The sequence below is a fragment of the Pseudomonas sp. RIT-PI-AD genome (genome assembly GCF_025642785.1).
Classification (GTDB): domain Bacteria; phylum Pseudomonadota; class Gammaproteobacteria; order Pseudomonadales; family Pseudomonadaceae; genus Pseudomonas_T.
In genome coordinates, this window is record NZ_JANZKU010000012.1 from 18,996 (window position 1) to 31,810 (window position 12,815).

At 65.3% G+C, this 12,815-nt stretch carries 12 protein-coding genes; 4 read left to right on the plus strand and 8 right to left on the minus strand.

Annotated elements, in window-relative coordinates:
* Positions 1-5: 5 nt before the first annotated feature.
* Complete coding sequence (locus OGL92_RS12260; RefSeq protein WP_263144022.1) at positions 6-620, plus strand: 5-formyltetrahydrofolate cyclo-ligase; 615 nt, start codon at positions 6-8, stop codon at positions 618-620.
* Between the two features lie 32 nt (positions 621-652).
* Here OGL92_RS12260 and OGL92_RS12265 read toward each other — a convergent pair whose 3' ends face one another.
* Positions 653-793: a hypothetical protein gene (locus OGL92_RS12265; RefSeq protein ID WP_263143896.1), complete on the minus strand. Its 141-nt coding sequence runs from the start codon at positions 791-793 to the stop codon at positions 653-655.
* A gap of 198 nt (positions 794-991) precedes the next feature.
* On the opposite strand from OGL92_RS12265, the gene OGL92_RS12270 reads away from it, so the two are divergent.
* The gene (locus OGL92_RS12270; RefSeq protein WP_263143897.1) at positions 992-1,441 is read left to right on the plus strand and encodes an EVE domain-containing protein; all 450 of its coding nucleotides are present in this window, start codon (positions 992-994) and stop codon (positions 1,439-1,441) included.
* Positions 1,442-1,448: 7 nt separating this feature from the next.
* On the opposite strand, the gene OGL92_RS12275 is transcribed toward OGL92_RS12270, so the two are convergent.
* Positions 1,449-1,862 (minus strand): flagellar basal body-associated FliL family protein, encoded by a 414-nt coding sequence (locus tag OGL92_RS12275; protein ID WP_263143898.1) that lies wholly within the window; start codon positions 1,860-1,862, stop codon positions 1,449-1,451.
* 274 nt (positions 1,863-2,136) lie between these two features.
* On the opposite strand from OGL92_RS12275, the gene OGL92_RS12280 reads away from it, so the two are divergent.
* Positions 2,137-3,117: an NADPH:quinone oxidoreductase family protein gene (locus OGL92_RS12280; RefSeq protein WP_263143899.1), complete on the plus strand. Its 981-nt coding sequence runs from the start codon at positions 2,137-2,139 to the stop codon at positions 3,115-3,117.
* Positions 3,118-3,313: 196 nt separating this feature from the next.
* On the opposite strand, the gene OGL92_RS12285 is transcribed toward OGL92_RS12280, so the two are convergent.
* From OGL92_RS12285 to trxA, 4 genes are all read right to left on the minus strand, one after another.
* Positions 3,314-4,282, minus strand: coding sequence for a CDP-6-deoxy-delta-3,4-glucoseen reductase (locus tag OGL92_RS12285; protein ID WP_263143900.1), 969 nt, complete (start codon positions 4,280-4,282; stop codon positions 3,314-3,316).
* Entirely contained in the window at positions 4,282-5,748 is a 1,467-nt protein-coding gene (gene ubiD / locus OGL92_RS12290; RefSeq protein WP_263143901.1) for a 4-hydroxy-3-polyprenylbenzoate decarboxylase, read from the minus strand. The genes OGL92_RS12285 and ubiD overlap by 1 nt, the downstream gene beginning before the upstream one ends.
* Before the next feature lie 68 nt (positions 5,749-5,816).
* A complete protein-coding gene (rho, locus tag OGL92_RS12295) occupies positions 5,817-7,076 on the minus strand; it encodes a transcription termination factor Rho (protein WP_263143902.1) in 1,260 nt (419 codons plus the stop codon).
* A 224-nt stretch (positions 7,077-7,300) separates the two neighbouring features.
* Positions 7,301-7,627 (minus strand): thioredoxin TrxA, encoded by a 327-nt coding sequence (gene trxA / locus OGL92_RS12300; RefSeq protein ID WP_143487939.1) that lies wholly within the window; start codon positions 7,625-7,627, stop codon positions 7,301-7,303.
* A gap of 238 nt (positions 7,628-7,865) precedes the next feature.
* Between trxA and ppx the strand changes: the two genes are divergently transcribed.
* Entirely contained in the window at positions 7,866-9,368 is a 1,503-nt protein-coding gene (gene ppx / locus OGL92_RS12305) for an exopolyphosphatase (RefSeq protein WP_263143903.1), read from the plus strand.
* A 104-nt stretch (positions 9,369-9,472) separates the two neighbouring features.
* Here the strand turns inward: ppx and ppk1 are convergent, their stop codons facing one another.
* Together ppk1 and hemB are read right to left on the minus strand one after the other, a co-directional pair.
* Entirely contained in the window at positions 9,473-11,656 is a 2,184-nt protein-coding gene (gene ppk1, locus OGL92_RS12310) for a polyphosphate kinase 1 (protein ID WP_263143904.1), read from the minus strand.
* Positions 11,657-11,711: 55 nt separating this feature from the next.
* Positions 11,712-12,725 carry a porphobilinogen synthase gene (gene hemB / locus OGL92_RS12315; protein ID WP_263143905.1) on the minus strand — a complete coding sequence of 338 codons (1,014 nt, stop codon included), beginning with the start codon at positions 12,723-12,725 and terminating at the stop codon, positions 11,712-11,714.
* Positions 12,726-12,815: the final 90 nt, after the last annotated feature.

Here is a 12,815-nt window from a genome sequence, read left to right on the forward strand (position 1 = left end):
GCTCCATGATCACCGCCGGCACCCTTTCCCGTCCGGCCCTGCGTCGCCAGCTTCGCCAAGCCCGCCGCGCACTTTCGCCCCTCCAGCAGAAACTCGCCGCCCGCGCGCTCTATCGGCGCCTGGTGCACACGCCGCTATTTCGCCGTGCCCGGCATCTGGCACTGTACCTGCCCAACGACGGCGAGATCGATCCGCGTCCCTTGCTGCGTTGCGCCCAGCGCCGCGGCAAGAAAGTCTACCTGCCGGTGCTCAACGCCTGGCCCCGCACGCGCATGGTGTTCCAGCGCCTGCACCCCGATGAACGCCTCGCGCCTAATCGCTTCGGAATCCCCGAGCCGCGCTATCGGCCGAACCGGCAACGCCCGGTCTGGGCACTGGACCTGGTCCTGCTGCCCCTGGTCGGCTTCGACGAAGCGGGCGGACGGCTGGGCATGGGCGGCGGCTTCTACGACCGCAGCCTCGCCTACCGCGCCCGGCGCACGCATGCCGGGAAACCGGTACTGCTGGGCCTGGCCCACGAGTGTCAGAAGGTCGATCGCCTGGCCACGGCCGAGTGGGACGTGCCTTTGCAGGGGACGGTAACGGATGGCGGATGGTATGCGGCGGGCCGGGTGGCCTGAAGGCACCGCCGGACAGCGGTGCCGAGAAGGAATCAGGGTTGTTGTTGCACGTCGTTCAAGCTGGCGGGAGCATCGGACTGTCGCTCCCAGAAACTCTGGGTGTATCCCGTGGTGACCACGCCCAGACCGAAGATGATGACCAAGACCCAGAGTAGATCGGGTTTTCGTTTCATGGTGCCTCCCCCTTTAGGCAAACTGCTCGCGATGATTTGCGGCCGTTCCTTGTTAATGGACTGAAAAATGACAGGTGACGAAAAACTGCGGCATTGTCGGGCAATGTGACGTTACGCGCAATTTCTGCTTTCACCGATTGTCGGCCCGATTCGAATTTATTTTTCTCGACCGGCGCCCCCTGCCGGGAGGTTATCGACATGGCCCATTGGCTGATGAAATCCGAGCCGGACGAGCTCTCCATTCAGGACCTGCGTCGCCTGACGCGCGCCCGCTGGGATGGCGTACGCAACTACCAGGCGCGCAACTTCCTGCGCCAGATGCGTGCGGGCGACACCTTCTTCTTTTATCACTCCAGTTGTGCGCAACCGGGGATCGCCGGGATCGGACGCATCGCCTCGCCGGCCTATCCCGATCCCACGGCGCTCGACCCGCAGAGCCCTTACTTCGACACCAAGGCCACCGCGGAGAAGAACCCCTGGAGCGCCTTGGACGTGGAGTTCGTCGAAGCCTTTCCAGAAGTGCTTCGGCTGAGTGCGCTGAAAACCCTGGCGGGCCTGGAAAACCTCGCGCTGCTGCGCAAGGGCAACCGCCTCTCGGTGATGCCCGTCGAGCCGGCGGAATGGCGGGTGATCCGAACCCTGCGCTGAACCCGGCTCAGGGCTGGATGATCAGGTTGTTGAACAGCAGGTCGTCGACCAGGGGCGCGCCCTCTTCCGTATTCAGCACTTGCTGCACCTCTTTCAAGGCCTCCTGACGCAGCTTTTCCTTGTTTTCCACGCCGTTGAGGCTGTCGTCGGTCTGCTGCGAGAACAGCATGATCAACTGGTTGCGGATCAGCGGCTCGTGGTATTCGACCTTCTTCGCCACTTCGGGCCCGCCGGTTTGCAGCGAGATGTCCGCCTTGAAGTACTTCAGCTTGGCCCCGGCGCCGTAGTTGCCCACCAGGGCGGGCGTCAGGTTGACGTAGGCGACCTTGGGCGCCTCGGCCTCCCCCTCCTTCTTCGCCTCCTCGGCCCAGGCCGGGCCGGCCAGAAGCAGGGTCGCCAGCAGCGCGCTCATCAGTTTCATCGTGTTTCTCCGCAACCTGTCGCCCGAAGGCATGAGAGCCGAATCCGCCGTGACCGGGCCTGCGCCATCGAGGGTACGGCGCACGGCCTCGATGTCACGGAGTCCCGATCGACCCAGGTCGACCGAACGAGTCCCTAGCATAGCCAGTGCGGCGTCCCACCCCAAGCTCGACGCCCCGCCGATGCTTATGCAAGCGTATCAGGCGAGGCCATGCTCGTTGACCCATCCTCGCGCCCACCTACACTGCGGAGCCATCATCCCCGGAGAACGCCCCATGAAAGCCGTCCTGTGCAAAGCCTTCGGCCCGGCCGAAACCCTGGTGCTGGAAGAGACCGCCAGCCCGGAAGCGAAGAAGAACGAGATCCTGCTCGACGTCCACAGCGCCGGAGTGAATTTCCCCGACACCCTGATCATCGAAGGCAAGTATCAATTCAAGCCACCGTTCCCCTTCTCCCCCGGCGGGGAAGCCGCCGGCGTGGTGGCCGCGGTGGGCGAGAAGGTCGGGCACGTCAAGGTCGGCGACCGGGTGATGGCCCTGACCGGCTGGGGCAGCTTCGCCGAACAGGTGGCGGTCCCGGGCTACAACGTGCTGCCCATGCCGACGGACATGGACTTCGACACCGCCGCGGCATTCAGCATGACCTACGGCACCTCGATGCACGCGCTCAAGCAGCGCGCGGACCTGAAGGCAGGCGAAACCCTGCTGGTCCTCGGCGCTTCCGGGGGAGTCGGCCTGGCCGCGGTGGAAATCGGCAAAGCCCTCGGTGCCAGGGTGATCGCCGCGGCGAGCAGTGCGGAAAAACTCGCGGTGGCGAAAGCCGCGGGGGCCGACGAACTGATCGACTATTCCACGGACAGCCTGAAGGACGAGGTGAAACGCCTAACCGGCGGCCAGGGCGCCGATGTGATCTACGATCCGGTGGGCGGCGACCTGTTCGACCAGGCCATTCGCAGCATCGCCTGGAACGGCCGCCTGCTGGTGGTGGGCTTCGCCAGCGGGCGGATACCGGAGCTGCCGGTCAATCTCGCGCTGCTCAAGGGCGCCGCGGTGGTCGGAGTGTTCTGGGGTTCCTTCGCCCAGCGCCAGCCGCAGGACAACCTCGCCAACTTCCAGCAGCTCTTCGCCTGGTACAGCGAAGGCAAACTGAAGCCGCTGGTCTCGCAGACCTTCGCCCTGGAACGCAGCGGGGAGGCGCTGAACGCGCTGAGCCAGCGCAAGGCCGTCGGCAAGGTGGTGGTCAAGGTACGCCCCTGAGGCGCTCGAGGACGGCGCCGGGGTTGCCGAGCGCCGACCTCGCGAGTCTTCATCAGCGCGGGATCGAGACGTCCCGCCCGGTTTCCGGCGACGGTGACGTATCCCCACTCAGCCGGATGTCACTCCAACCCTTCGCGACGCTCATCGGCAGCCACAGGCGACGGAAGGCCGCGCGAGGGACGGCGCCCGCGCTTTTTCAGCCGCGGGGGGCGTAGGCGAAGACGTCGGCGCGCATCTGGTGGGCGTCCATGCCGGCCTCCACCAGGGCGTCCAGGGTGGCGTAGATCATCGCCGGCGAACCGCTGGCGTAGACGTGCAGCGGCTTCAGGTCGGGGAAATCCTCGCAGACCGCCTGGTGCAGCAGGCCGCAGCGCCCGCTCCAGCCACAGGCGTCGCTCACCACCTGGTGCAGGCTGAGGTTGTCCAGCCGCTGCCACTCCGCCCAGTGCGGCAAGGCGTAGAAATCCTCGGGTCGCCGCGCGCCCCAATAAAGGTGCACGGGATGGGCGAACCCGCTGGAGCGGCAATGCTCGATCAGGCTGTGCATCTGCGCCATGCCGGTGCCCGCGGCGATCAGCACCAACGGCCCGGCGGGCAACTCGGCGAGGTGGGCGTCTCCGAACGGCAACCTGATCCAGACCCCGCGGTCGCGCTGCAATTGCGCGATCAACGCACGCGCGCTGGCCTCGCGGGCGAGGACGTGCAGCTCCAGCTCACGCCCGGCATGGGGCGCCGAAGCCAGGGAAAACGCCGAGGTTTCACCATCGTCGCGCTCGACCAGCACGTACTGGCCGGCGTGGTAGCGCGGCGGCTTGCCGGCCGGCGCCCGGAGCAGCACGCGCCAGACATCGCCGCCGGCGTCGATGCAGTCCACCACCTGGCAATGCAGCCGGCGCTCCGGCAGCTCGCCCGGCGCCAGCACCCCGTCCCAGTGCAGCACGCAGTCTTCCAGGGGTTCGGCCAGGCAGGTGAAGAGCTCGCCATGGTCCAACTCGACGCCGTTCTGACGCACGCGGCCCTCGACCAGCAGCGCGGCGCAGATGTGGCAGTTACCGTTGCGGCAGCTCTGCGGGCATTCGTAGCCGAGACGCCGCGCGGCGTCGAGGATGGCCTCGCCGGCACGCACCTCGAGCACCGCACCGGAAGGTTGCAGGGTCACATGCATCAATCGATTCCCAACTGGTTCCACAATTCATCGACCCGCCGCTTGACCGCTTCGTCCTGGACGATAGCGCGGCCCCATTCGCGACAGGTCTCCCCCGGCCATTTGTGGGTGGCGTCCAGGCCCATCTTCGACCCCAGGCCGGAGACCGGCGAGGCGAAGTCCAAGTAGTCGATCGGTGTGTTATCGATCAGTACGGTATCGCGCTTGGGGTCCATCCGCGTGGTGATGGCCCAGATCACGTCGTTCCAGTCGCGGGCGTTCACATCGTCGTCGGTGACGATGACGAACTTGGTGTACATGAATTGGCGCAGGAACGACCAGACACCGAGCATCACCCGCTTGGCGTGGCCGGGATACTGCTTCTTCATGGTCACCACCGCCATGCGGTAGGAACAGCCCTCGGGCGGCAGGTAGAAGTCGGTGATCTCCGGAAATTGCTTCTGCAGGATCGGCACGAAGACCTCGTTCAACGCCACGCCGAGGATCGCCGGCTCGTCCGGCGGCCGGCCGGTGTAGGTGCTGTGGTAGATCGGCTGGCGCCGGCGGGTGATGCGCTCGACGGTGAACACCGGGAAGCGGTCGACCTCGTTGTAGTAGCCGGTGTGGTCGCCGTAGGGGCCCTCGTCGGCCATCTCGCCGGGGTGGATCACCCCCTCGAGGACGATTTCGGCGCTGGCCGGCACTTGCAGGTCGTTGCCGCGGCATTTCACCAGTTCGGTCTTCTGGCCGCGCAGCAGACCGGCGAACGCGTATTCGGACAGGCTGTCCGGCACCGGCGTGACCGCGCCGAGGATGGTCGCGGGGTCGGCCCCGAGGGCCACCGCTACCGGATAAGGCGTGCCCGGATGCTTCTGGCACCACTCGCGGTAGTCCAGCGCACCGCCACGATGGCTGAGCCAGCGCATGATCAGCTTGTTGCGCCTGATCACCTGCTGGCGATAGATGCCGAGGTTCTGGCGTTCCTTGTTAGGACCGCGGGTGACGGTCAGGCCCCAAGTGATCAGCGGGCCGACATCGCCTGGCCAGCAGGTCTGCACGGGGAGCTTCGCCAGGTCGACGTCGTCGCCTTCCTCGATCACTTCCTGGCAGGGACCGTCCTTGAGCACCTTGGGCGCCATGGACAGCACTTTCCTGAAGATCGGCAGCTTCGACCAGGCGTCCTTGAGTCCCTTCGGCGGCTCCGGCTCCTTGAGGAAGGCCAGCAGCTTGCCGATCTCGCGCAACTCGGACACCTCGTCCGCGCCCATGCCCAAGGCGACCCGCTGCGGCGTGCCGAACAGGTTGCCGAGCACCGGGATGTCGTAACCCGTGGGGTTTTCGAAGAGCAGCGCGGGACCGGCCTTGCGCAGGGTGCGATCGCAGATTTCGGTCATTTCCAGCACGGGCGAGACCGGCGCATGGATACGCTTGAGTTCGCCGCGCTGTTCGAGGGCGCGAATGAAATCGCGGAGATCGGAATAGGTCATGGAAGCGGGAAGCTGAAGGTCGGAAGCCGGAAGCCTTTCACTTCAAGCTTCCCGCTTCCGCTTTCGGCCTATTTCCTTTTCATCGACAGGAAGAATTCGTCGTTGGTCTTGGTGTCTTTGAGCTTGTCGAGGAGGAACTCGATGGCGGCGATCTCGTCCATCGGGTGCAGCAGCTTGCGCAGGATCCACATGCGCTGCAACTCGTCCTCGGCGGTCAGCAACTCTTCGCGGCGGGTGCCGGAGCGGTTGATGTTGATCGCCGGGAACACGCGTTTTTCCGCGATGCGCCGGTCCAGAGGCAGCTCCATGTTGCCGGTACCCTTGAATTCCTCGTAGATCACCTCGTCCATCTTCGAGCCGGTCTCGACCAGCGCGGTGGCGATGATGGTCAGCGAGCCGCCCTCCTCGATGTTCCGCGCCGCGCCGAAGAAACGCTTGGGCTTCTCCAGGGCATGGGCGTCGACGCCACCGGTGAGCACCTTGCCGGAGCTGGGGATCACGGTGTTGTAGGCACGCGCCAGACGGGTGATGGAGTCGAGCAGGATGACCACGTCCTTCTTGTGCTCGACCAAGCGCTTGGCCTTCTCGATCACCATCTCGGCGACCTGCACGTGGCGGGTCGGCGGTTCGTCGAAGGTGGAGGCGACCACTTCGCCGCGCACGGTGCGCTGCATCTCGGTCACTTCTTCCGGGCGCTCGTCGATCAGCAGGACGATCAGGTGGCACTCGGGGTTGTTGCGGGTGATGTTCGCCGCGATGTTCTGCAGCATGATCGTCTTGCCGGCCTTCGGCGGCGCCACGATCAGCCCGCGCTGGCCCTTGCCGATTGGTGCGCAGAGGTCGATCACCCGACCGGTGAGGTCCTCGGTGGAGCCGTTGCCGGCCTCCATGATCAGGCGCTTGTTGGGGAACAGCGGGGTCAGGTTCTCGAAGAGAATCTTGTTCTTCGCGTTTTCCGGACGGTCGTAGTTGATCGAGTCGACCTTGAGCAGCGCGAAGTAGCGCTCGCCCTCTTTCGGCGGACGGATCTTGCCGATGATGGTGTCGCCGGTACGCAGGTTGAAGCGGCGGATCTGGCTGGGCGAGACGTAGATATCGTCCGGGCCGGCGAGATAGGAAGAGTCCGCAGAGCGCAGGAAGCCGAAACCGTCCTGGAGAATCTCCAGCACGCCGTCACCGGAGATTTCCTCGCCGCTCTTCGAGTGTTTTTTAAGCAGGGAGAAAATCACGTCCTGCTTGCGCGAACGGGCCATGTTCTCGATGCCCATCTGTTCGGCCATTTCTAGCAGTTCGGTGATCGGTTTTTGCTTGAGTTCGGTCAGATTCATAGGAATGACGTAAATATGGGGGAAGGGAAAGCATTGAGCTTGGGAGGCCGCGCCGCAGGGAATGACGACAGGGTCGTGTGCTTATTCGAGTAGGAATGCGTCGGCGACGGCTTGCAGAAAGGCAACGGCGAAACCGTTGCGAGCCCGAATGTAACACCGGTTTTTCGGGGAGTCCAGCGCGCGGCCAGAAAAAAGCCCCGCGTTTTGCGGGGCTTTTAGGTGCGTCAGATATTGCTGTCGAGGAAGGCGGCCAACTGCGACTTGGACAGTGCGCCGACCTTGGTGGCCTCGACGTTGCCGTTCTTGAACAACATCAACGTCGGGATGCCGCGCACGCCGTATTTCGGCGGCGTGTCCTGGTTCTCGTCGATGTTCAGCTTGCAGACCTTCAGCTTGCCCTGGTAGGTCTGGGCGATCTCGTCGAGCACCGGGGCGATCATTTTGCACGGGCCGCACCACTCGGCCCAATAATCGACCAGCACCGCGCCCTCGGCCTTGAGCACGTCCTGCTCGAAGCTGGCGTCGCTGACGTTGGTGATGAATTCGCTCATGGATAGTCTCCGTGGTTCGGATCGGATAGTGGCGGCCATCATATCTTGGGTTCGCCAGCACAGGAAGGTAAAGGCGATTGAGCCTCTCTATGGGACCCCGCGGTTTCCCCCGCGGTTCTACGCCGCGCTCCGCGCTGTCGCGCAGGACCCGGCGCGACAGCGCGACGCGCAAGGCGGGTTTGGCGTGGATCGCCTATCGTGGCAGGATGACGGCGATTCGAATCGAGAACGACCAACCATGCCGCATACCCCTGCCGAATCCTTTCCGCTGATCGCCGCCATCGACCTGGGCTCGAACAGTTTCCACATGGTGGTGGCGAAAGCCGACCACGGCGAGATTCGCATCCTCGAACGACTCGGCGACAAGGTCCAGCTGGCGGCCGGGATCGACGAGCAACGCCAGCTCAGCGAAGAGGCGATGCAGCGCGGCCTCGACTGCCTGCGCATGTTCGCCCAGCGCATGGCCGGCATGCCGGAAGGCGCGGTGCGCATCGTCGGCACCAACGCCCTGCGCGAGGCGCGCAACCGCGGCGAATTCATCCGCCGCGCGGAAGAAATCCTCGGCCATCCGGTGGAAGTGATCTCCGGCCGCGAGGAAGCCCGGCTGATCTACCTCGGCGTCTCCCATTCGATGCCCGACGCCCAGGGCCGCCGGCTGGTGGCGGACATCGGCGGCGGCAGCACTGAGTTCATCATCGGCCAGAGCTTCGAGTCGTTGCAGCGCGAGAGCCTGCAGATGGGCTGCGTCAGCTACACCCAGCGTTACTTCCGCGACGGCAAGATCACCCCGGCGCGCTACGCCCAGGCCTATACCGCGGCACGCCTCGAACTGATGGGCATCGAGCACAGCCTGCGCCGCCTCGGCTGGCAGGAAGCGGTGGGCGCCTCGGGCACCATTCGCGCGGTGTGCCTGGCGATCAAGGCCGGCGGCCACGGCAACGGCGAGGTCAACGGCGAAGGCCTGGCCTGGCTGAAACGGCGCCTGTTCAAGCTCGGCGAGATCGAGCGTATCGACATCGACGGGGTGAAACCCGACCGCCGCGCGATCTTCCCGGCCGGCCTGGCCATCCTGGAAGCCATCTTCGATGCCCTCGACCTCAAGCACATGACCCACTCCGAGGGCGCGCTACGCGAGGGCGTACTCTATGACCTGCTGGGGCGCCATCATCACGAGGACGTCCGCGAACGCACCCTGAGCGCCCTGATGGAGCGCTACCACGTCGACCTGGAACAGGCCGCCCGCGTCGAGACGCGCGCCCTGGAAGGGCTGGCGCAGGTGGCGGCGGACTGGGGGTTGAACGACGAGTGGCATCGCGACCTGCTGGTTTGGGCCGCTCGGGTCCACGAGATCGGCCTGGACATCGCCCATTACCACTACCACAAGCACGGCGCCTACCTGATCGAGCACTCCGACCTGCCGGGCTTCTCCCGCCAGGATCAACTGATGCTCGCCCTGCTGGTGCGCGGCCACCGCCGCAACATTCCCAAGGACCGCTTCGCCGAATTCGGCAAGGAAGGGGTCAAGCTGATGCGCCTGTGCGTGCTGCTGCGCTTCGCCATCCTGTTCCATCACATCCGCGGCACCCAGGAGATGCCCCAGGTGCGCCTGAAGGTCTCCGCCCATAGCCTGGAAGTGCTGTTCCCCAGCGGCTGGCTAGAGGCCAATCCCCTGACCCGCGCCGACTTCGCCCAGGAAGCCGAGTGGCTCAAGCGCATCGACTTCACCCTCAGCGTCGGCTGAAACGCGCGTTAGGGCGCCAGCCGATACCTTTCAAAACGCACGGCACAGACGAAGGCCCGCCCGATCCCGTGATCGGGCGGGCCTTCGCGTGACGCCGCGTTCGCTCATCGGACGCCGATGGTGGGGTTGGTCAGGCGTTCCAGCAGACCGGCCTGGCAGTTGCGCGGGTTCTGGTTGCCGCTCGGCTGCAAGCGCTGGTAACGGCCGTCGCTCTGCAGCACCCAGGCCTGGGTGTTGTCGGTGAGGTAGGCTTCCAGTTCCTTCTTCACCCGGGTGATCAACTTCTTGCCTTCCACCGGGAAACAGGTCTCCACGCGCTTGTCGAGGTTGCGCTCCATCCAGTCGGCGCTGGACAGGTAGATCTTCTCGTCGCCGCCGTTGAGGAAGTAATAGATGCGGCTGTGCTCGAGGAAGCGGCCGACGATGGAGCGCACCTGGATGTTGTGGGAAACCCCCGGGACGCCGGGACGCAGGCAACACATGCCGCGCACCACCAGGTCGATCTTCACGCCCGCCTGGCTGGCCTTGTACAGGGCGCGGATCACCTTGGGATCGGTCAGCGAGTTGACCTTGGCCATGATCTGCGAAGGACGCCCTTCCGACGCCGCCAGGGCCTCGCGGTTGATCATTTCCAGCAGGTTCTTCTTCAGGGTGAAGGGCGCGTGCAGCAGCTTCTTCATGCGCAGGGTCTTGCCCATGCCGATCAACTGGTTGAACAGCTTGTGCAGGTCCTCGCAGAGCGCCACGTCGGCGGTCAGCAGGCTGTAGTCGGTGTACAGCTTGGCGTTGCCGGCGTGGTAGTTGCCGGTGCCCAGATGCGCGTAGCGACGCAGCTCGCCGTTCTCGCGACGCAGGATCAGCATCATCTTGGCGTGGGTCTTGAAGCCGACCACGCCGTAGATCACCACCGCGCCGGCGGCTTGCAGGCGACTCGCCAGTTGCAGGTTGGACTCCTCGTCGAAGCGCGCGCGCAGCTCGATCACCGCGGTGACTTCCTTGCCGTTGCGCGCCGCCTCCACCAGGGCGTCGACGATCTCCGAGTTGGCCCCGGAACGATACAGCGTCTGCTTGATCGCCAGCACCTGGGGGTCCTTGGCGGCCTGACGCAGCAGGTCGATCACCGGGGTGAAGGACTCGAAGGGGTGCAGCAGCAGGTAGTCCAGCTTGCCCAGCACGTTGAACAGGTTGTCGCGGTTCTGCAACTGCTTGGGAATCAGCGGCGTGAAAGGCGCGTATTGCAGCTCCGGATGGCTGTCCAGGCCGGTGATGCTGAACAGGCGGGTCAGGTTGACCGGGCCATCGACCTTGTACAGCTCGCTCTCGGCCAGGCCGAATTGCTTGAGCAGGTAGTCCGAGAGGGGTTTCGGGCAGCTTTCCACCACCTCCACCCGCACCGCGTCGCCGTAGCGCCGGGAGAACAGCTCGCCGCGCAGAGCGCGCGCCAGGTCCTCGACGTCCTCGGCGTCCACCGCCAGGTCGGCGTTGCGGGTCAGGCGGAACTGGTAGCAACCCTTCACTTTCATGCCGTGGAACAGTTCGTCGGCATGGGCGTGGATCATCGACGAAAGGAACACGTAGTTGTCCCCCGGGCCGCCCACCTCTTCCGGCACCCGGATCACCCGCGGCAACAGGCGCGGCGCCGGGATGATCGCCAGGCCGGAGTCGCGGCCGAAGGCGTCCATGCCCTCCAGCTCGACGATGAAGTTCAGGCTCTTGTTCACCAGCAGGGGAAACGGGTGGGTGGGGTCCAGGCCGATGGGGGTGATGATCGGCGCGATCTCGTCGCGGAAGTAGCGGCGCACCCAGGCCTTCAGCTTCGGCGTCCAGTAGCGCCGGCGGATGAAATTGACCTGGTGCTTGGCCAGCTCCGGCAGCAGCACGTCGTTGAGGATCGCGTATTGCCGCGCCACCTGCTCGTGGACCAGCTCGGAGATCCGCGCCAGCGCCTGGTGCGGCTGCAAGCCGTCGGCGCCGGCCTGCTCGCGGGCGAAGGTGATCTGCTTCTTCAGCCCGGCCACGCGGATCTCGAAGAATTCGTCGAGGTTGCTGGAGAAGATCAGCAGGAATTTCAGGCGTTCCAGCAGCGGATAGGATTCGTCCAGCGCCTGCTCCAGCACGCGGATGTTGAACTGCAGCTGGGACAGCTCGCGATGGATGTAGAGGCTGCTGTCGTCCACGCTGGGCACCGGAGCCGCCAGGGCCTCGGCCGTGGCTGGCACCTCGCTGATGACGATCTCGACCGGATCGGCCGGGAGCGTGGCGCTGTCGTTGAAGGCGTCGGTATTCATCGAATCATCCTGCTTGAGCGCTCGCGCCCGCCGGCCTTGCATCCGGGGGCGAGGTCTAGCGCGTAGGGTTTAACAGTTGCGCGGCCCGCTTGGTGAAATAGGTGAGGATGCCATCGGCACCGGCGCGCTTGAAGGCCGTGAGCGACTCGAGGATCACCGCCTCGCTGAGCCAGCCGTTCTGGATCGCCGCCATGTGCATGGCGTACTCGCCACTGACCTGGTAGACAAAGGTGGGTACGCGGAATTCCTGCTTCACCCGCCAGAGGATATCCAGGTACGGCAGGCCCGGCTTGACCATCACCATGTCGGCGCCCTCGGCGAGGTCGGCGGCCACTTCGTGCAGCGCCTCGTCGCCATTGGCCGGGTCCATCTGGTAGGTGAACTTGTTGCCCTTGCCCAGGTTGCCGGACGAGCCGATGGCGTCGCGGAACGGGCCGTAGTAGGCGCTGGCGTACTTCGCCGAGTAGGACATGATCCGCACGTTGGTATGGTCGGCCAGTTCCAGCGCCTCGCGGATCGCCTGCACCCGGCCGTCCATCATGTCCGACGGCGAGATCACGTGGGCGCCGGCATCGGCGTGGGACAGCGACTGCTTGACCAGGGCGTCGATGGTGATGTCGTTGAGCACGTAGCCGTCCTCGTCGATGATCCCGTCCTGGCCGTGGGTGGTGTAGGGGTCGAGGGCCACGTCGGTGATGATCCCCAGCTCCGGGAAGCGCTCGCGCAGGGCGCGGATCGCCCGCTGGATCAGGCCGTCCGGGTTCCAGGCCTCGGCGGCGTCGAGGCTTTTCTTGTCCGGGGTGATGTAGGGGAACAGGTCGATCGCCGGAACGCCCAGGGCCACCAGCTCTTCGACCTCCAGCAGCAGTTGGTCGATGGACAACCGCTCGATGCCGGGCATCGAAGGGATCGCCTCGCGACGGTTCTCGCCGTCGAGGACGAACACCGGCAGGATCAGGTCGTTCACCGTCAGCACGGTCTCGCGGACCAGGCGACGGGAGAATTCGTCGCGACGGTTGCGGCGCAGGCGGGTAGCGGGGAACAGGCGGTTGGCGGGGGTAAAGCTCACGGCAGACTCCAGACCCGGACGAGCGGGCACAGTGTGACGGTATAAGCCGCCATTATGACCAATTCATGGCAATCGCGGCGGCCACTGCGA